General features: G+C 64.3%; 19 protein-coding genes. 10 read left to right on the top strand and 9 right to left on the bottom strand.

The genetic code is table 11. The features are described 5' to 3' along the window. Positions 1-19 precede the first annotated feature (19 nt). The 3 genes from IEY38_RS05210 to IEY38_RS05200 all read left to right on the top strand — a co-directional run bounded on the left by IEY38_RS05210 (position 20) and on the right by IEY38_RS05200 (position 3,412). Entirely contained in the window at positions 20-1,621 is a 1,602-nt protein-coding gene (locus IEY38_RS05210) for an HVO_2922 family protein (protein WP_188976147.1), read from the top strand. Positions 1,622-1,707: 86 nt separating this feature from the next. Beyond that, the gene (locus IEY38_RS05205) at positions 1,708-2,178 is read left to right on the top strand and encodes a pyridoxamine 5'-phosphate oxidase family protein (protein ID WP_188975894.1); all 471 of its coding nucleotides are present in this window, start codon (positions 1,708-1,710) and stop codon (positions 2,176-2,178) included. 100 nt (positions 2,179-2,278) lie between these two features. Then, positions 2,279-3,412: a thiolase family protein gene (locus tag IEY38_RS05200; protein WP_188975892.1), complete on the top strand. Its 1,134-nt coding sequence runs from the start codon at positions 2,279-2,281 to the stop codon at positions 3,410-3,412. A 140-nt stretch (positions 3,413-3,552) separates the two neighbouring features. Here the strand turns inward: IEY38_RS05200 and IEY38_RS05195 are convergent, their stop codons facing one another. Continuing rightward, a complete protein-coding gene (locus tag IEY38_RS05195; protein ID WP_170096513.1) occupies positions 3,553-4,020 on the bottom strand; it encodes an NUDIX hydrolase in 468 nt (155 codons plus the stop codon). 262 nt (positions 4,021-4,282) lie between these two features. On the opposite strand from IEY38_RS05195, the gene IEY38_RS05190 reads away from it, so the two are divergent. Together IEY38_RS05190 and IEY38_RS05185 are read left to right on the top strand one after the other, a co-directional pair. Continuing rightward, positions 4,283-4,429: a hypothetical protein gene (locus IEY38_RS05190; protein ID WP_005536678.1), complete on the top strand. Its 147-nt coding sequence runs from the start codon at positions 4,283-4,285 to the stop codon at positions 4,427-4,429. A gap of 88 nt (positions 4,430-4,517) precedes the next feature. Then, a complete protein-coding gene (locus IEY38_RS05185; protein WP_188975891.1) occupies positions 4,518-4,970 on the top strand; it encodes a PaaI family thioesterase in 453 nt (150 codons plus the stop codon). Here IEY38_RS05185 and IEY38_RS05180 read toward each other — a convergent pair. From IEY38_RS05180 to IEY38_RS05170, 3 genes are all read right to left on the bottom strand, one after another. After that, a complete protein-coding gene (locus IEY38_RS05180) occupies positions 4,967-6,871 on the bottom strand; it encodes a cation:proton antiporter domain-containing protein (RefSeq protein WP_188975889.1) in 1,905 nt (634 codons plus the stop codon). The genes IEY38_RS05185 and IEY38_RS05180 overlap by 4 nt on opposite strands. Before the next feature lie 113 nt (positions 6,872-6,984). Next, complete coding sequence (locus IEY38_RS05175; protein WP_188975887.1) at positions 6,985-7,932, bottom strand: mechanosensitive ion channel family protein; 948 nt, start codon at positions 7,930-7,932, stop codon at positions 6,985-6,987. Positions 7,933-7,967: 35 nt separating this feature from the next. Further along, positions 7,968-8,876, bottom strand: coding sequence for an MBL fold metallo-hydrolase (locus IEY38_RS05170; RefSeq protein ID WP_188975885.1), 909 nt, complete (start codon positions 8,874-8,876; stop codon positions 7,968-7,970). Positions 8,877-8,983: 107 nt separating this feature from the next. On the opposite strand from IEY38_RS05170, the gene IEY38_RS05165 reads away from it, so the two are divergent. The 3 genes from IEY38_RS05165 (at position 8,984) to IEY38_RS05155 (ending at position 11,711) form a co-directional block, all read left to right on the top strand. Beyond that, positions 8,984-9,427: a universal stress protein gene (locus tag IEY38_RS05165; RefSeq protein WP_188975884.1), complete on the top strand. Its 444-nt coding sequence runs from the start codon at positions 8,984-8,986 to the stop codon at positions 9,425-9,427. A 79-nt stretch (positions 9,428-9,506) separates the two neighbouring features. Next, positions 9,507-10,889, top strand: a complete 1,383-nt coding sequence (gene serS / locus IEY38_RS05160; protein WP_188975882.1) for a serine--tRNA ligase — start codon at positions 9,507-9,509, stop codon at positions 10,887-10,889. Between the two features lie 111 nt (positions 10,890-11,000). Continuing rightward, positions 11,001-11,711, top strand: a complete 711-nt coding sequence (locus tag IEY38_RS05155; protein WP_188975880.1) for a class I SAM-dependent DNA methyltransferase — start codon at positions 11,001-11,003, stop codon at positions 11,709-11,711. 27 nt (positions 11,712-11,738) lie between these two features. Here IEY38_RS05155 and IEY38_RS05150 read toward each other — a convergent pair whose 3' ends face one another. Further along, the gene (locus IEY38_RS05150) at positions 11,739-12,119 is read right to left on the bottom strand and encodes a nuclear transport factor 2 family protein (protein ID WP_188975878.1); all 381 of its coding nucleotides are present in this window, start codon (positions 12,117-12,119) and stop codon (positions 11,739-11,741) included. Then, the gene (locus IEY38_RS05145) at positions 12,116-13,792 is read right to left on the bottom strand and encodes a redoxin domain-containing protein (protein WP_188975876.1); all 1,677 of its coding nucleotides are present in this window, start codon (positions 13,790-13,792) and stop codon (positions 12,116-12,118) included. The genes IEY38_RS05150 and IEY38_RS05145 overlap by 4 nt, the downstream gene beginning before the upstream one ends. Positions 13,793-13,879: 87 nt before the next feature. Between IEY38_RS05145 and IEY38_RS05140 the strand changes: the two genes are divergently transcribed. Then, the gene (locus IEY38_RS05140) at positions 13,880-14,395 is read left to right on the top strand and encodes a DUF367 family protein (RefSeq protein ID WP_188975874.1); all 516 of its coding nucleotides are present in this window, start codon (positions 13,880-13,882) and stop codon (positions 14,393-14,395) included. Between the two features lie 169 nt (positions 14,396-14,564). On the opposite strand, the gene IEY38_RS05135 is transcribed toward IEY38_RS05140, so the two are convergent. Then, positions 14,565-15,638, bottom strand: coding sequence for an enolase-like domain-containing protein (locus tag IEY38_RS05135; protein WP_188975872.1), 1,074 nt, complete (start codon positions 15,636-15,638; stop codon positions 14,565-14,567). Positions 15,639-15,942: 304 nt separating this feature from the next. Between IEY38_RS05135 and IEY38_RS05130 the strand changes: the two genes are divergently transcribed. Next, positions 15,943-16,092, top strand: coding sequence for a 50S ribosomal protein L40e (locus tag IEY38_RS05130; RefSeq protein ID WP_004515982.1), 150 nt, complete (start codon positions 15,943-15,945; stop codon positions 16,090-16,092). A gap of 50 nt (positions 16,093-16,142) precedes the next feature. Here the strand turns inward: IEY38_RS05130 and IEY38_RS05125 are convergent, their stop codons facing one another. Continuing rightward, positions 16,143-17,048: a hypothetical protein gene (locus IEY38_RS05125; RefSeq protein ID WP_188975869.1), complete on the bottom strand. Its 906-nt coding sequence runs from the start codon at positions 17,046-17,048 to the stop codon at positions 16,143-16,145. A gap of 50 nt (positions 17,049-17,098) precedes the next feature. Beyond that, the gene (locus tag IEY38_RS05120) at positions 17,099-17,710 is read right to left on the bottom strand and encodes an MBL fold metallo-hydrolase (protein WP_188975867.1); all 612 of its coding nucleotides are present in this window, start codon (positions 17,708-17,710) and stop codon (positions 17,099-17,101) included. Positions 17,711-17,795: the final 85 nt, after the last annotated feature.

The following is a 17,795-nucleotide window of genomic DNA, read 5'->3' as shown; positions in this document are numbered from 1 at the left end:
TGATAACGCATTAGTTTCGGTGTATCGGAACCGCATCGGCGACCCGACGACCGACGACGAGGTCTACGGGTACTGGCTGTTCGTCATCGGCATCGTGCTCGGTATCGTCGGCCTCCTCCTGTTTTATTTGACAGCGTCGCGGAGCACGCCCCGGCAGTTCGGCTATCTCCTCGGTGCGATCGGCCTCATCTCGCTGTTTGCGGGACCGACAATCAGACTGCCGCTGACACGGCGTGGCCTGATACTCACGTACCTCGGGGCCGTGGTCGGGCTGGTCGCGATGGTGTGGTTCACCACGTTCTACCCCTCGAACTGGACCGGGCCCGAGGGGAACCCGGCGGTGACGCTGTACATCGCCGGCCTCGGCCTGATGGCGGTCGGTGCCGTCGTCTCCCCGCTGCTGACCGGCCGGAAGGAAGCGTACGACGAGGCCGTGCGGACGGCGCAGGAAGCGACGGAGTCCGCCAAACGGTCCTCAAATGAGGCAGAGCGAGCGTCCCAAGAGGCCGAACAGGCCACTCAGACGGCTAGCCAGCAGACACAGGTCGCCGAGCGGGCGACCCGCGAGCGCAACAGGTTGGCCGAGAAGTTGGCGACCAGCGAGGCCGCGCGCGAGGAGATGGCGACGGTCACAGAGGCTACCAAGGCGGAACTCGCCGCGGCCCACGCCACCATCGCGGCTGCGATGGACAGCAAGGCGACGTTTGAACTGTACGAAGACTCGGCGGGCAAGTACCGCTGGCGGCTCCGCCACCGGAATTCGAACATCATCGCCGACAGCGCACAGGGTTATTCGTCGCGCCAGAAGGCGATGCAGGGGCTCCGCAGTGTGCAGTCCAACGCCGCCGGTGGGGCCGTCGTCTTCTTCGAGGACGCGACCGAGGACAACACCGCCGAGGACGTGCCGGTCGTACCGGCCCCCGAAAGCGACGCCGCGTTCGAACTGTTCGAGGACTCGGCCGGGGAGTTCCGCTGGCGCTTGCGCCACGACAACGGCAACATCCTCGCCGACAGCGGCGAGGGGTACGCCTCGAAGTCGAATGTCCGACGGGCGCTACAGAGCGTCCGTGCGTACGTCCCCGGTGCGGCGTATCTCAAGATCGATCCCGTGGCATACGAGGTGTACGCCGACGCCGCCGGTCAGTTCCGCTGGCGCTTGCTCCACCGCAACGGCAACATCCTCGCCGATAGCGGTGAGGGGTACAGCTCCCGGTCGAACGCTCGGCGAGCGGCCCGTCGGGTCAGCGAACTCGCACCCGACTCCGCGGTCGATGACCGTTTCGAGGTGTACGAGGACAAGGGCGAGGAGTGGCGCTGGCGGCTGCGGGCCGACAACGGCGAACTCGTCGCCGACTCCGGCGAGGGGTACGCAAATCGGTCGAAAGCCATGGATGCCGTCGAGCGGGTCCAGTCATACTCGGCCGACGCCGACCTGCTGGCGATCGGGAGCGCGGCGTTCGAAGTGTACGAGGACAGGGGCGAGGAGTGGCGCTGGCGGCTCCGACACCGCAACGGCGAGATCATCGCCGACTCCGGCGAGGGGTACGCCGAGCGCAACAAAGCCGTGGCTGCCATCGAGCGGATCAAGCGCCACGCCCCCGGTGCAACACAGGAGGAGTAGCGGCGACCGAACGCCCTGGCGGGCAATTCTCCGTCGCGAGGAATAGCCGAATTAATTAAACAGGTTTCCGTCGAAGTTACACCCATATGACAATAGATACCCTCGAAGCGGCCGGACTCACGCGCATGGACGACAGCAACATCGCGGCGTTTCTGTCGAACCAGCGGGTCGGCGTGCTGGGCCTGCCAACTGAGAACGGACCGTACATGATTCCCCTGTCGTTCGGGTACGATGGTGACCGCTCGCTGTATTTCACCTTTATCGGTGGATCGGCAAGTCGCAAACAACAGTTGACCGAGGCGGCGGAGAATGCAGCCGTACTCGTATACAAAGTCGAGTCGATGTTCCACTGGGAGAGCGTCCTGTTACAGGGCGGTATCGAGGCCGTTCCCGAGTCCGAGTGGGACGACCCCGCGGACGTGCTCGAGACGGCGTGGCGGCCGGAACTGTTCGAGGACGCTATCGAGGACGGCGACATCGCAGTCTATCGGTTCCGTATCGACGAGAAGGAAGGGCTCAGACACGCCGGTCTGCCGCCCGGGTTCGAACAGGAGTGACCCCCCTGCCCGACTGTTGCGGGGAGCGGTCGGAGACAACGGTTCCCCCACTGTGTAGAGTTTGTCAGGTTTTAACATAGGCCGAGACGTTCCGTTGTCCATGCCCACACCTGTCATCGTGGACGCAGTCAGAACGCCACAGGGAAAGGAGGACGGCGCACTCGCCGGCGTCCGGAGCGAAGACCTCTCGGTGCCGCTTATCAACCAGTTGCTCGCGTCGACCGGCGTCGAGTCCGACGAGGTCGACGACTTGCTGTGGGGGTGTGCCCAGCAGCGCGGGGAACAGGGCAACAACATGGCCCGAGTCATCGCGCTGTTGTCGGACCTCGGCGAGAGCGTCCCCGCATCGACGATCAACCGCTGGTGTGCGTCCTCCGCCGAAGCGCTGATGCGGGCGGCCGATGCCATCGCGGCTGGCCAGCGCGACGTACTCATCGCCGGTGGCGTGGAGTCGATGTCCCGCGTGCAGATGGACGAAAACACCCACAACGTCCACCCGCGGCTGGCCGAACACTACAACATCGGCGAACTCCAGATGGGAATGACCGCCGAGAAGGTCGCCAGCGAGATGGAGGTCGCCCGGCAGGAACAGGACGAGTACGCGCTCCGGAGTCACCAGCGCGCCGCCGACGCGACGGAATCCGGTCGCTTCGACGACGAGATCGTCCCGATCGATACCGATGACGGTCAGCTCGACGCGGACGAGGGTATCCGCCCCGACACCACGCTGGAAAAGCTGTCTCAGCTACCGACAGTGTTCAAGTCGGACGGGTCAGTCACACCCGGCAACGCCTCGCAGGTTTCCGACGGCGCGGCGGGGCTGATGGTCACCTCCCGCGAGTTCGCTGAGGACCGCGGACTCGACATCCTGGCGGAGATTGGCTCCCACGAAGTCGCCGGCGTCGACCCGACTGTGATGGGTATCGGCCCAGTGCCCGCCGTCCGCAAACTCACTGAACGGACGGACCGTGAGACGGACGACTACGACCTCGTGGAACTCAACGAAGCCTTCGCCTCCCAGTGTCTGTACTGCCAGCGCGAACTCGGCTTCGACGACGACATCTACAACGTCAACGGCGGCGCAATCGCCATCGGCCATCCGCTCGGGGCCTCCGGCGCGCGCCTTCCGGTGACGCTCGTCCACGAGATGAACCGACGCGATGCGGAACTGGGCCTGGCGACGGAGTGTGTCGGCTTCGGTCAGGGCGCGGCTATCGAGTTCCGACTGCCCTGAGCAGCCGCTGTCAGCGCGGTTTCAGTATTCTGCTCCAGCACGTCGTTTGCGAATCCGTCGGTTTCGAGTCTGTTGCTTATGAATCCGTCATTTGCGACCGCTGTGGCGCTTGCACGAGCGATATTTGAGAGAAGAAGTCGTTAATCGGCAGCCACATCGCCGGCTGTCGTCGCCTCAGCGGGACTCGTCAGGGAATGGAGATAGTCGTCGAGATCGAGTGCGAAGGTGGCGTCGGTCGGGAGGTCGACCCACGAGAACTCGAACTCCGCGCCGCGTTCCTCGCCCGTGCCAGTGACGGTGTGGACCCAGTGATCCCGGGACTCGTGGACGGGGAGGTGGTAGAACGACCGCACGTACCGCTTCGGGGGTGACTGGCGGCGCGTCCAGACGTCGGTTGCGATGTGTTGCAGGCGCTCGAAGGAGGCAAGACCACTCTCCTCGACAGCCTCTCGCTGTACGGCGACCCGCGGTTTTTCTCCGGCCTCTACGGTTCCCTTCGGTATCTGTAGCCCGTCATGACCCGGCCCGTCGAACACCAGAAGCTCCGACCCGTTTCTGGTGATGTAGGCACAGGCTTTCTTTACGTACGTTGCCCGCTGTGGTTGCATAGGATCTGGTAGCGACGGCCAACATATAGTAGTACCCACATATCTGCCTAAAATCATATTAGGTCAACAGGGGGCAAAGAAGGGTGGCGAGTGGACGCAGGACGCTAGAAGCCAGACCGACACAGTACACCGGTTGTCTCAGTCTCGGTGGCAAATGAGTACGGCGATAGTAGCAGCCCAGGATAGTAGATACTTAGGCACTATGAATTAATTTTGTGTTTTATTACAAGGATTAAAATGCTGTCAATCGCACATACTGTGTATGGACGGTCACATCACACCCGAGGAGTGGGAGCGAATCGAAGCATTCGCACAGAAACCAAGCTACCTGCGTCGCCCGGAGCATCTGCTCCCGGAAGAAGCCACGGAGGGCGACGAGGCTGCAGACGGAGCAGTAGCAGGCGACTGACGAGAGTCGTGTCCTGAAGAACGACCACACCTGACCCGTTGTTATCTGTTCTCGGAGGCTTATCAGACTCGATTCCGTGGAGATAGACATGAGTGTTAAGTCGATGTTCAACGACATCCCGTTTGTCAAGCAGTTAGGGATGGAGATCACGGCCGTCGATGACGGCTATGCGGCAGGCGAGCTCCCGCTAGAGGACGGCCACTCCTCGAACCCGGAATCGATAATCGCACACGGTGGCGTCACGTACTCGCTCGTCGACACCGTCGGCGGGGCGGCCGTCATCTCGCAATCCGGCACCGTCTCGCCAACAGTGGATATGCGGATCGATTACCTCGCGCCGGCAACCGCTGATTTACGGACTGAGGCGGAGGTGATCCGGAGCGGCGGAAGCGTCTCAGTCGTCGACGCGGAGGTGTACGACACTGATGGCCATCACATCGCGAGCGCTCGCGGGACGTACAAAACTGATGGCGACCGTGGTGAGTCGCCGTGGACAGAAGGTGTCGACGAGTCAGACGTCACACAGCTTACCGACGACTAGTCGCCACTGACCATCTTCATCCCGTCGCGCACGGACTCCCGACGGCCAAGCAGCGTCACCATATCGCCCTCTTCGAGGATGTAGTCTGCTGTGGGTACTTCGGCGTTCTCGTGGAGTTCGCCGCTGACGAGCGCGACCAGACAGGCGTCGGGCAGCATCGGCCCGACATCGCGGATCGACTTCCCGATGAGTTCCGGATTGGTGACCTCGACTTCCTGAACATCCCCACTGCGACCGACATCGGTCATCCAGTGGGCGATAGCCGGGCGCTCGATCTGGTTGTCGATGGCCCAGGCCGTCGCCATCGCCGAGGAAATGGTTCGAACGCCGAGGTCCTCGAAGGCCTCGACGTTGTCCGGGTTGTTCGCGCGGGCGATGACCCGGTCGACGCCGAACTTCGAACTCGCCAGCTGTGACACCAGCAGGTTCGCGTCGTCGTCACCGGTCGCCGCGACGACGGTCTTGGCGTTTTCAGCCCCGGCCGACCGCAACACGTCGGTATCGGTTCCGTCGCCGATTTCGACGGCGTAGCCGTCGTTGCGGGCTCGTTCGACGATCTCTTCCTCCTCCTCGATGATGACGACGTTTTCGCCCCGGTCTTCGAGGCGTGCGGCGAGCGCTCGGCCCACCTGTCCGCCGCCAACGATGATGACTCGCATTGGTATCACATCCAGTTTTTCCGCGATATATCGCGCCAGTCCGCCCTCGAACAGGGCGGTCGCAAAGATAACGAGAAAGACAGTGCCAAGCAGGATATCCGCCTGCGTCCCCAGCAGTTCAGCCTGCGCCCCGGTGACCTCCTCGGCCGCGGCGTTCAGTTCGACGGCAAACAGCGTCGCGACGGACGCCGGAATAATACCGCGCGGCCCGACGAAGCTGACAAATAGCTTCTCGTTGGTGGTAAATCGGTCACCAACGGCCGAGACGAACACCAGCAGCGGTCGGATAATCAGGGCGACCGCGAGGACGACGATGATCCCCGCTAGCCCGACGTCGATGAGCGAGGCGAGTTCCAGTTGCGCCGCCAGTGCGATGAACACGAACGAAAGCACCAACAGCGTGATGTCGCCTTTGAACTCCTCGATGTCTTCCTCGTACGGGTGGTCGACGTTCCCGAGCGCCATCCCCGCTGTGGCAGCGGCGGCGACGCCGGCCTCGGTCGCTATCGTGTTCGCGCCAGCGTAGGCGATGAGCGCCCCGGCGAGCACGAGCAGCCGGGAGTTTCGCGGTGCGTCACCGGGCGAGAGGTCGACATACTGGAGAAGGTAGTACACCACGCCGGCGACGATGAGGCCGACGAGTAGCCCCGTCCCCAGTCGAAGCGCAAATCCTCGTAGCAGGCTCTCACTGGCAACGGCTGGGTTGACTGTCTCGAAGATGACGACAGCGATGATAGCCGCGGTCACATCGTTGACAATCCCTTCCGTCTCCAGCGCGGCGGCGACGCGGTCTCGAACGGGGACGACATCGAGGATCGGCGTGATAACCGTCGGGCCGGTCGCGACCAGCAGTGCACCGATCAGGAACGCGAGGTTCCAGGAAACGGCCGCGGAGCTGAACGCGAACTTGACGGCGATAGCGGTGCCCACGAGCGCGATAGCCGCACCGACGGTAACGAGCCGGAACGTCGCGGCCGGAGCCTCGCGTAGACGGTCGAATCGGAGGTGATAGGCCCCCTCGAAAACGATGATTGCGACCGCTAAGCCGACGATTGCCGACAGCGCCCCGCCGAAGGTACCGTCACCGATGATGCCCAGTCCGGGCTGGCCGATGATGACACCCACCAGCAGGTAGAAGATGATGCTGGGCACGCGCAGGCGTGCAGCGAGGACTTGTGCAAGAACGCCGAGTCCGATGATGCCGGCGACGAGCGGAATCAGTAGCCCCGAACTACCAGCCACAGTTGGCCTCCATCTGTCCAGCCTATCGTATCGCCACCGTATAAGGGCATTCACTCACCGGCACACGAAGGGTCGATCAGAAGCCACTCGACCGATGTGAACCACGCCTGAGTTCACCGGTTCCGGCTCACCGGGAACTTCACGCGGTCGGGATGCTTGTTGAACCGCTCCAGAATATCCTCGTACAGCGCGTTCCGCATCCGGGTGCCGCGGCGCGGGTGGACGAGATACCGGAGTCGAAGCTCCACCCACGACTCGCCCTGTGTGACGTTGACCGTCGGCTGTTCGTTCACGTCGAGTTCGACCGGCGTCTCGGCGAGGCGATCGCGATACTCACGGACCTGTTCAGCCATCTCGTCGCCGAGGTGGTCGGTCGCCACGTCGGTCATTAGCTCGGAGGCGAACTGCAGGTCGGTCTCGTAGGCGACCTGTATCGAGAGTTCGTTCCAGACGTACTGGACACCCTCGCCGTAGAAGTTGACGACGCGCGAGGACAGTACCGTGCTGTTAGGCACGGTGACGATGCGACCTGACGGCTGGTTCGAGGAGACGAGGTCGCCGTCGATCTCCCACACCTCCGTCACGAAGAAATCGACCGCGACGACGTCGCCGCGCATCTCCTCGATAGCGATGCGGTCGCCCACCTGATAGGGCCGTTTGATCACGATGTACAGCCAGCCGATGAGCGAGAACAGCGGTTGCTGGAGCGCGAACGTGACCGCGAACCCGAGGACGCCGAGGGAGAACAGCACGCTCACCCACTCCCGAGTGACGACGCCGAACATCGCAATCATCCCGAGAATGCCGAAGGTCAGCCGGAGGACGTTCCGCACGTCGTGTCGGCGGCGTTTGTTCTGCGTGTGGGCGAGGAGGTACGACTGGCAGATAGTGTAGCTCCCGTAGAACGCGAGGAAAAGCGATGCCAACGTCAGGCCCAGCAGCGTGAGCGGTTCGAGCTCCACCCCGAACAGTCGCTCGTCGAAGCCGAACCGGCGGACGAACCGCGATCCGGCGTACAGAACAACCGCACAGAGCAGCGACACGGAGCCAGTTCGACGCATACCACGACACTGTGGCCCGTCCGTGAGAAAGCCTCCTATTCTTCCCGGTTATCGAGGGCTACGAGGACGCCGCGGACGTTCAGACGCATCTCGGCGCGGCCCTTGCGCTCGCCCCAGGTGTCGGTGTCGGCCCGCTCGACGAAGTAGTCGATGACTGCCTCGTCGTCGTCCAGTTCCTCGCGTTTGCGTTCGACTTCGGCGACCCATTCAGGTAGTATCTCGGTGTATACCTCCAGTTTGTCGCCGGTTTCGGCGGCACCGAAGTGGCCGAACATGAGGATCTCGGGATCGAGGTCCTGTAACATCGCCACGTCGTCGAGCGCCTGATCGAGGGTGAAGTTGACCGGCGGGGTCGTGACGTGCATCTCGTCGGTCGACGGCGAGTAGATACCGGCGGCGTCGGCGGTAAACACACCGTCGACGACGGGGTCATAGAAGACGACCTGATGTGGGGCATGGCCCGGTGCGTGCAGGACTTCGAGGGAGTGGTCGCCCAGGTCGATCACATCGCCGTCGGTTAGCGTCTCGATACGGTCTTCGGCGACCGGGATCGGCTTCCCGTAGAACTCGATCTGGTCGCCAACGGCGTTTTTCGTCCCCTCCCAGAGCCGCTCGGGGTCGACGAGGTGGCGCTTGCCGAACTCGTGGACGTACACCGTCGCGTTCGGGCAGTCCTCGGCGAGGTAGCCGGCCCCGCCGGCGTGGTCCAGATGGACGTGAGTCGCCGCGATAACTTCCAGATCCTCGGGCGCGATCCCGACCGACTCCATCGCCGAGAGGATGGTTTCGTGTCGCGCGCCGGTACCGGTGTCGACCAGCGCCGGTCGCTCGGCGTCGATGATGTAGACGGGCCCGTACTCGGCCACACCGTACATCCCGACGTCGACGTAGTGGACATCTGTGCAGTCCCCGACCGTCACCTCGTAAACGTCACCGATTCCCATACACTCTCTCGTGACCGGCGGGGGCAAAACCGTTGTGCCATGGCTATCGTGACAACCAGTCGTGAGGAAGGGCAAAGCCATTTACCCGCACTCAGAAACACCACTGTATGTACGACGCCGTACTCGTTCCGACCGACGGCTCAGAGGGGTCCGCAACCGCGGCCGAGCACGCTATCGACCTCGCACAGCGCCACGACGCGAGTCTGCATGCGCTACACGTCCTCGAAACCGAGCAGGTCGTCGATCAGATTCCCGATTTCGAGGACAGCAGCATCTTCGATCGCCTCGCCGACGCTGGCCAGCAGGCTGTCGACGACCTGCAGGCGCAGGCCGAAGACGCCGATGTCGACACGGTGACCACGGCAGTTGAGCAGGGCGTCCCCCACGAAGAAGTCGTGGAGTACGTTGAGCGCCACGACATCGATGTCATCGTGATGGCGACAGAGGGACGGACCGGCCCCTCCCGGGAACTCATCGGCAGCGTCACCGAGTCGGTAATTCGGGCCTCGCCAGTCCCGGTACTTGCGGTCAAGGTTGGCGGCGAAGCATAGCAGGACGACAGGTCGACTGCCGGGGTAGCCCTGCCGCAGGACCGACACGACTAATTTCTGCCGTCGAGAACCGTCGGCCATGTTATCGAGACAGTTCGTCCGGGAGCACCCCGAGACGGTCCGTGACGCTATCGAGCGGAAGGGCGTCACGGGCGTCGACCTCGACGAAATCCTCGAAATCGACGAGGAGTGGCGGGAACTGAAGGCCGAAGGCGACGGCCTCCGGCAGGAGCGAAACGAAGTGTCGAGCAAGATCGGCCAGCTCAAACAGGAGGGCAAAGAGGAGGAGGCACAGGAGGCCATCGACCGCTCGCAGGAACTCAAAGACGAGCTGCAGGACGTCGAGGAGCGCGCCGACGAACTGGAATCCCAGCTGGAAGACGCCCTGCTCGAACTACCGAACATCCCCCACGATTCGGTCCCGACCGGCGAGGGCGAGGCCGACAACGTCGAACGCTACCGCGAGGGATTCGACGACCTGCGGGACCTGCCCGACGAGGTCGTCCCGCATTACGACCTCGGCGAGGATCTGGACCTGCTCGATTTCGAGCGCGGCGCGAAGGTGTCCGGCGGCGGCTACCAGTTCGTCAAGGGCGAGGGGGCGCGCCTAGAGCACGCCCTCATCCAGTTCATGCTCGATGTCCACCGCGAACAGGAGTACGTCGACGTGCTCCCGCCGATCCCCGTCAACTCCGATTCGATGGAAGGGACCGGCCAGCTCCCGAAGTTCGACGAGGACGCCTACCGCGTTGGAGCCAGACAGGACGACGACTACGACAGCGACGACCTGTGGCTGCTCCCGACGGCGGAGGTGCCGGTCACCAACATGTACCGCGGCGAGATTCTGCTTGACGACGACCTGCCGGTCAAACATCAGGCGTTCTCGCCGAACTTCCGCCGCGAGGCCGGCGAGCACGGGACCGAAACGCGGGGGTACGTCCGCGTCCACCAGTTCCACAAGGTCGAACTCGTCAACTTCGTCCGGCCCGAGAACAGCTACGACCGGCTTGAGAGCCTGCTGGACGAGGCCGCCGAGGTGCTCGACCGCCTCGAACTGCCCTACCGCGTACTCGACATGTGTACCGGCGACATGGGCTTTACCCAGGCCAAGAAGTACGACATCGAGGTGTGGGCTCCCGGCGACGACATGGAGGACGGCCCGGACCGCGGCGGCCGCTGGCTCGAAGTCTCCTCTGTGTCGAACTTCGAGGACTTTCAGGCCCGGCGGGCTGGCCTGCGCTACCGGCCCGAACGGCACGAATCCGCCGACTACCTCCACACGCTGAACGGCTCCGGACTCGCCGTCCCGCGCGTCCTCGTGGCGGTTATGGAGTACTACCAGAACGACGACGGGACCATCACCGTGCCCGAACCGCTCCGTCCGTACATGGGCGGCCAGGAAGTCATCGAAGGCTCCGAGAAAATCGGCGAGAGCGCCGTCGGCGCGGGCGAGAAAGAGTAGGCCGCTGCGGTCCGCTGTGTTCGGCCAGCGTTCCGACTTCCTGTATGCGGTGTGTTACTCGAAATCATATTTCACTACACTATTACATTCATTCGTCAGCACCGTCGAGATATGGCTGACGACGCCTTCGGCCGGATGGTACTGGACTTTCACCGCGACGACCTCGTCGAGCAGCCCCGCTACCGCCGCGACGACGACGATTTGACCGAGGCGCATCTGGCGGGCTACTTCGAGCCGCCATCGGCGTGGCATGCCATCGAGCAGGACCTGTTCCCGGCGGTGACGGGCCGTGTCCTCGATGCCGGCTGTGGCGTCGGCCGGCACACGCTTCCACTGCAAGAGCGCGGCCATAGCGTGCTGGCCGTCGACCGGAGTCCGGGAGCCATCACGGTCGCCCGCGAGCGCGGCGTCGCACGTCCCGTGGTCGGTGACCTCCGACGACCACCGGGCGACGGGTTCGAGACGATCGTTGCTCTTGGCAAGCAGCTCGGCCTCGGCAGTTCGCTGGCCGACCTCCGGACGACGCTCACCGAACTGGCGGCAGTGACGCGGCCGGGTGGCCGACTCGTCGCCGACATGGACACGCTCGACCGGGCAGACCCGGAGACTGACGCGGCCCACCGCACCCAGCCCGGTGTCGCTTACCGGACCTTCCGCGTCGAGTACGACGGGCTCGCCGGCCCGTGGACCGACCTGTTGCTGGTCACGCCGTCACGGTTCCGTGACGCGGTCAGCGGGACGCCGTGGACCGTGGGTGCGCTCGTCGGGACCGAAGCCGACGGGTCGATGTACGGCGTTCGGCTGTCGCTGCCAGAACAGTAACACAGCAACTCCGCAAGCGGGCAGGATTCAGCGCGTGTACGTCTCTATGCGCTCGATATCGTCCCCGGCGAACGTGAACACATCAACGAAGCCAACGATGCACTCGCCGTCGGCATCGAGCAGGCGGCCGCGGGCGATGACTTCCGCCGTCGCCGTGTCGTCACCGTTTGTTGACTTCCCCGCACTGTCTTTCTGGCGACAGTAGAGGCCGTCGAGCGGATGCGTGGTGTCTGTCTGGGGCCGTTCCTCGCGCATGAACTGTACGAACCGGTCCCGGCCGTCGATGGTCCTGTCGGGACGGTCGTGGACGAACGACGGGGCGAGCAGCGATGCCAACTGGTCGTAGTCGTCGCCGTCGATGGCGTCATAGTAGGCCCGAGTCCGTTGGCGGAGCGCAGGTCGCGTCACGGGTCTGATTCGGGTTCGTCAGACGTGTCTCTGTCGCTCTCCCCGTCAGATGGCTCGTCAGCGGCGTCCGGGTTCGAATCGGCAGCTCGCTCGGGTTCGGCTGATTCTCCCGCATCCCCATCGTCGGCGGCCGTCGGGTCGGCCAGATCCAGTTCGACTTCGTCGTCGGTCTCCGTCTCGGAGGCCCCGTCCGATGTCGCGTCGGCGGTCGACTGCTCGCCGTCCGGTGCGTCCTGTGCGGAAGCGTCGTCGTCGGCGCTGCCGACCGTGTCGGGCGGCGCTTCGACCATCGCGGTCGGAGTCTCTTCCAACGGGTCCGTCGGCTCGTTCTCGGCTTCGCTAGCGGCCAGTTCGGCCTGAATTTCCTCGATATCGGTGTCGTCGACATCCGAAAGCTCACCGTCGCCGTCAGGTGTCGGTGCTGACTCTGGTGGGGCGTCGTCAGCCGACGAGGCATCGGGTTCCGCCGCTGTCGACTGGGCCGCGTGAGCAGTCGCGTCGTTGGTTTCGGTCGGCGCATTCGTCGACTGGTCAGCTGTCCCCGCCGTCGTCTCCCCGTCTGAGTCTGCTGTCGGCTCGTCGGCTGTGTTTCGCATTTCGTCAGCCGCATCGGCGGCGTCAGGCGACGGTGTCGAATCCAGCGTTGACTCGGTAGCCGACGACGCCGTCTCCGACAGTTCGCCGGCCGTCCGTTCGACTTCTTCGTCGATGTCTACGTCAAGCGATGTATCCACCGCTGTCTCGTCCTGTGTGAGGAACGCCGGTCGGTCGTCGTCCGTGTCCTTTTCCAGCGTCTCCATATCCGGTGGCCACGGACCGTCGGGGTCGGGGGGTTCCTCGTACCCACGGGCGGTTTCAAGCGGCCGCTCTGCGTCGTCGCGGAGTTGCTGGCCCTCGGCACCGTTCCCGCTAGAGTAGGCGCGGGCGGCCTGCGTGAGCCAGTCGCTGGCCTGCCACAGCGAGTTCGCCTTCGTCTTTGCGTCCTCGTAGATCGGTTTCAGGGACTCGTCGTCGACGAACCGGACAGCCGTGTCGAAGTGGTCTTCGGCGTCGGCGAACTCGTCGCGTGCCTGCTGGAAGTCGCCCTGTGCGACCATCCACTCCGACTCGCCGAGGGCGCTCATCGCCGACGTGAACGCGCGCCGCCCCTCCGTGTAGTGGGCGTGGCCAACGCGGTAGCGGGCGAACGCGGTGTCGTCGCCACCGGTGTCGGCGATAGCGTCCTTGATCTCTCCGACACGAGGAAGTGCCTGAAGGTCGTCGGTACTCCAAGCGTACTGTACGTCGCCGTCGTGGTCGATGACGACGACAGCACGCTCGATGAGCTGCTGGCCGATATCGTCGATAAAGTCGAGTCCGTACTCGCGGGCCACATCGTGGTCGGTGTCGGACAGCAGCGGGATTTTCAGGCCGTAGCGGTCGGCGAAGGCCCGGTGGCTGTACACCGAATCCGGGCTGATGCCCAGAATCGTCACGTCCTTCTGCATGGTAAAGAGGTCGAGTTCGTCCAGGTCACAGGACGTCTCGTCACAGGCCGGGTTGAAATCCGCCGGATAGAATGCGAGAATGACGACATCCTCGCCGAGATAGTCGGATAGTTCGACTCGCTGGCAGTCGCCATCGACGAGCGCCGGCAGTTCGAACAGTGGTGCCGCCGTCCCCTCTGAAAGCACACGTTATACAACCGAGTCCGGCTATAACAGTGTTTGCACAGTGTCACCGAACGAGTCGCTTTTATTCGCCAGCGTAGTAGCGCTAGTGTGGAACTGCACGTCCGGTACGAGGGCGACGACGACCCCGACAAATGTAGCGCGCGGAGGCTGGCCCGGATGGACGAGGCCGAACTCCACCGCGCGACGCGGTCGACGCCGCCCGGCATCGTGCTCAATCCCTTTGCAGAGCAGGCGCTGTCTCCGGCGGACCGTCCGACCCCCGGCGACGGCGCTCGCCACAGCCGGCTGGTCGCGCTCGATTGCTCCTGGGAAACTGCCGAACGGGAAGCGTTCGACCTCGAAGGGGTGCACCGCTCGCTCCCCTTTCTCGTCGCCGGCAATCCGGTCAACTACGGAACGGCCTTTCAGCTCAATACCGTCGAAGCCTTCGCTGGCGCGCTCGCCATTCTCGGGGAGCGCGACCACGCCGAGCGGCTCCTCTCGACGTTCTCCTGGGGCCACACCTTCTTGGAACTGAACGAGGAACCGCTGGAACGGTACGCGAACTGCGAGGATTCGAGCGACATCATCGACGTACAGGACGACTACCTCGCCGAGGAGTAGTCACTGGGGCGTTGCTGGCTTTTCGAGGAGCGGCGCATCACAGTGTGGACAGGCCTGGCGCGCGTGTGCCTCCAGTACGTCGTCGATGCGTTCTCCACAGGCTTGACACCACATGACAATAGTTAGTACCCGGACAATAATGTAGCTTCGGCTTCATTTCTAAGGCCGCTTACCAGAAGCCGGTCCCGATTCCGGTCGGCGCGTCAGGTGGGCTGAGCGGGCTCGTCGGCAGGTCCGCGTCCGGGTCGGGGTCGTTGTACCCGCCGGGCGCGACGTCATTCGGCCCAGCAGGATAGCACAGCGACGCCAGCGCCTGAATGTGGTCTCGGCCGACGCCGAGTTCGAACTGGCCGCCGCCGTACAGGTCGATGCCCCGTTCCTCGCAGTAGTCGATGGTCGCAAGTACGGACTCGACGGTCCCACACCGCGAGGGCTTCATATTGAGCCACGACGGCTCGAACGGCAGCGCCTCGATGCTCTCGACGCCAGTGATGGGTACGTCCCAGGTGACGCGTGCTTCTCGGCCGTCGAAAACCGGCCGAGTTGCGTCGGTCAAGTCGGGGTCCTCGACCAGCGCGTCCGGGAGGCCGTCGACGACACGGCGGTAGAACTCGGGGTCGGCCTCGACATCGACGTCCGTCCCCTCGTACAACCCTTTCAGATCCAACACTCGAACGTCGTAGTCCGTCAGCTCGTCGACGAGGGTATCGCTCCAGGTCGGTGTGGGGTCGAGTTTGAACGACAGGTCGCCGTAGCGCTCACGCAGCATCGCCAGTCTGTCAGCCGTCGGCGGCGTGTCGTCGTCAGCGTTCGAGAGCCGCGTCGAGACGACGAAATTCACTGGGTCGTACTGCCGGTTGAGGGCGGTTCCGAGGTCCGTGTCGGCCTGTTTCAGCGCGAGGTCAAGCGCCGCGCTCTCGAATCCCCAGCGCCGGTAGTGACGGAACCGCTCCTCGTCCGGTGGTTCGGGCCACAGGTCAGCCGCGTCCAGCGCCGCCGAAAACGAATCGACAGTGTACTCGCCGGCAAGCGGGGAATCTTCGCCCGGCAACGCATCGCTGTCCTGCAGCGCGTCGTGGGCCTCGGCCGTGTACGTCACGTCCTCGCCGCTGCCGGCCTCACCCGCACCGGAAAGGTGGATGACCGTCGTCACCCGGTCGAATCCGCTGGAGGTCGCCCGTTCTCGACGCTCGAACGCACAGCTCTCGACAGTGACCGGGAGGTCTGCGACCTGATCGTACATACTCCGGCTTCGCCGCTCGGGCATCTAAAGCCGGCGACGGCTGGCGGTGTATTCCTATTTTAAAACCAGAAAGCCCCGTCGCCGTTTAGCCAGCCGACACGGGTGGGACTGAAACGGGCCGACGCGCTACGGGAACCCCGGCGAAGCAAGCACCACAGGGAGCGGAACGACCGAGGAACACAGCGAGCCGCGGGACCGTAGCGCGTCGGGGGCTTTCTGGCTACTGCTAGTCAGAGGTGGTTCGCGAGACACAGACCCAGGCCGAAACTCAAAGCTTAAACGCGCGCATCGGGAATGACCGCGCATGGCTAGCTTCGAGACAGCGTCCGACCGACTCCTCAACAAGCAGATCTGCATGCGGTGTAACGCTCGGAACCCAGAGCGCGCCCAACAGTGCCGGAAGTGCGGCTACGGCAACCTGCGTCCGAAGGCGAAAGAAACCCGCAGCGCCTGATTTTCGGGTCAGTTGCCGCCGGCATCCGGTGGCAGTTCGTCACTAATCCACTACTGCCCAGTGGGTTCTTTGTCCGCTGACTGGCGGTCGAGCGTCGCCATCCGAACCGACGCGTGTGAGACGATGAGTTCCAGCAGCTTCTGATCTTCTTCCCCGACAGTCGTCTCGTCCGTCGTGACCGAGATGACGACTGTCGTCGTGGCCTCGTCGTCCAGAACCACCGCCGACACGCAATCGGTGACTGACTCGGGGATGTCGACGGGGAACGGTCGGTCGTGAACGGTGACCGCTCCCTGTTCCTGTGTCCGGACTTCCTGTGCGAGCGAGCCGACGACGTCGGCCGGCACGGTTCGAATGGTGTTCGCCAGCGCCACCGCATCGCCGTCCCTGAGTCGGATGACGGCCGTCTCCTCCATACCGGTCATCGTGCCGAAGGCCTCGACGACGAAGGCAGCGACGCCGTCGACGCTGGGGGCGCTGGCGATGGCGCGTCCGTAGTTGTTCACGTCGGCCGCCTTCCCGGCGAAAGCCTCGACGCGGTCGCGTTCGGCCGCCAGTTCGCGGAGCCGACTGCGGCTCCGGGCATCGTACAGGCCGACCAGAACGCCCGCCAGCGCGCCGACAGTAACGAGATCCACCGTCAGGTACGACGCTCTGGCGAGGGAGCCAGAAGTCACACGCTGGCTGAACAACAGGAGCGCCGCCACGGCAGCGAACGTCACTGTTCCGCCGGCGGCCCACGCGGCCACTCGGGATGTGGCCCCCTCGAATGCCGTGTCACGGGCGAGCCAGACGCCCGCGTACGCTATCGCCAGCCCCATCGCCGCAAAGGGGAGCACGTCGACCGCGACCGCAACGGGTATCTGCGTCTGCTGGATTCCGTGGAGTCCCTGGATAGCGGCCAGTACGATGCCGGAGAGCGCCAGAGCCGTCCCCGTCAGAAGTCGCTGGTTCATAGCGTCGAATGTCAGCCCTGTCACTAGAGCGTTGCGCCGGTTTCGAGTGGTCAGTCGTCGGGATACTTCGGCTCGCGGCGCTCGGCCCGTTCGAGGGCGCGCTCGACGACCTCACGAACGTCACCGTGGAAGGCGTCGCCGTGACCCGAGTACATGTGTTCGACGCCTGCCGGCATCCGGTCGAGAATGCGCCCGATGCTCTCGATGAGGCGCTCACGGGACTGGCCGGGGCGGTCCGTGCGGCCGAAGGAGCCGTCGTCGAACGCGCCGTCGTCGTGGACGACCACATCGCCGGAGAACAGGGCCGATTCGGAGACGAGCGAGACGTGGTCGTCGGCGTGGCCCGGCGTGTACACGACCTCACACTCCTCGTCGCCGACGGTGAGCGTGTCGCCGTCGGCGAGTGCGTGGTCCCGGCGCGGGTGGGACCCGTAGGCGTACAGCGGCGCGTCGAAGGCGTCGAGGACGGCATCGAGTCGCTGGACGTGGTCGCCGTGCTGGTGGGTCAACACGACGGCGTCGAGCGTGTCAGTATGCTCGCGGATGACATCGACGACGCCACGCATCGCGCCGGCGTCGACCAGCGTCGTCTGCTCGCCGGTTGCGAGATAGGCGTTACAAGTGAACGTCTCGGCTTCGGCGGTGACGTTGTGAACGTCCATGCACGAAGCCTGTGGCGCGGCCCGCTTGAGTGTACTGTCCGAACCAGACTGCCAGTCGTCTCAACGCTTCCGGAAGTGAGATCGA

It is taken from the genome of Haloarcula sebkhae (assembly GCF_014647415.1).
GTDB lineage: Archaea > Halobacteriota > Halobacteria > Halobacteriales > Haloarculaceae > Haloarcula > Haloarcula sebkhae.
Note: the sequence above shows the minus strand (reverse complement) of the source record. Positions and strands in the feature narration are given on the sequence as shown.

Coding starts and splice junctions, on each gene's coding strand:
- IEY38_RS05205 (WP_188975894.1), top strand. CDS start 1,708: ATGACAATAGATACCCTCGAAGCGGCCGGACTCACGCGCATGGACGAC.
- IEY38_RS05200 (WP_188975892.1), top strand. CDS start 2,279: ATGCCCACACCTGTCATCGTGGACGCAGTCAGAACGCCACAGGGAAAG.
- IEY38_RS05195 (WP_170096513.1), bottom strand. CDS start 4,020: ATGCAACCACAGCGGGCAACGTACGTAAAGAAAGCCTGTGCCTACATC.
- IEY38_RS05190 (WP_005536678.1), top strand. CDS start 4,283: ATGGACGGTCACATCACACCCGAGGAGTGGGAGCGAATCGAAGCATTC.
- IEY38_RS05185 (WP_188975891.1), top strand. CDS start 4,518: ATGAGTGTTAAGTCGATGTTCAACGACATCCCGTTTGTCAAGCAGTTA.
- IEY38_RS05175 (WP_188975887.1), bottom strand. CDS start 7,932: ATGCGTCGAACTGGCTCCGTGTCGCTGCTCTGTGCGGTTGTTCTGTAC.
- IEY38_RS05170 (WP_188975885.1), bottom strand. CDS start 8,876: ATGGGAATCGGTGACGTTTACGAGGTGACGGTCGGGGACTGCACAGAT.
- IEY38_RS05165 (WP_188975884.1), top strand. CDS start 8,984: ATGTACGACGCCGTACTCGTTCCGACCGACGGCTCAGAGGGGTCCGCA.
- serS (WP_188975882.1), top strand. CDS start 9,507: ATGTTATCGAGACAGTTCGTCCGGGAGCACCCCGAGACGGTCCGTGAC.
- IEY38_RS05155 (WP_188975880.1), top strand. CDS start 11,001: ATGGCTGACGACGCCTTCGGCCGGATGGTACTGGACTTTCACCGCGAC.
- IEY38_RS05135 (WP_188975872.1), bottom strand. CDS start 15,638: ATGTACGATCAGGTCGCAGACCTCCCGGTCACTGTCGAGAGCTGTGCG.
- IEY38_RS05130 (WP_004515982.1), top strand. CDS start 15,943: ATGGCTAGCTTCGAGACAGCGTCCGACCGACTCCTCAACAAGCAGATC.
- IEY38_RS05125 (WP_188975869.1), bottom strand. CDS start 17,048: ATGAACCAGCGACTTCTGACGGGGACGGCTCTGGCGCTCTCCGGCATC.
- IEY38_RS05120 (WP_188975867.1), bottom strand. CDS start 17,710: ATGGACGTTCACAACGTCACCGCCGAAGCCGAGACGTTCACTTGTAAC.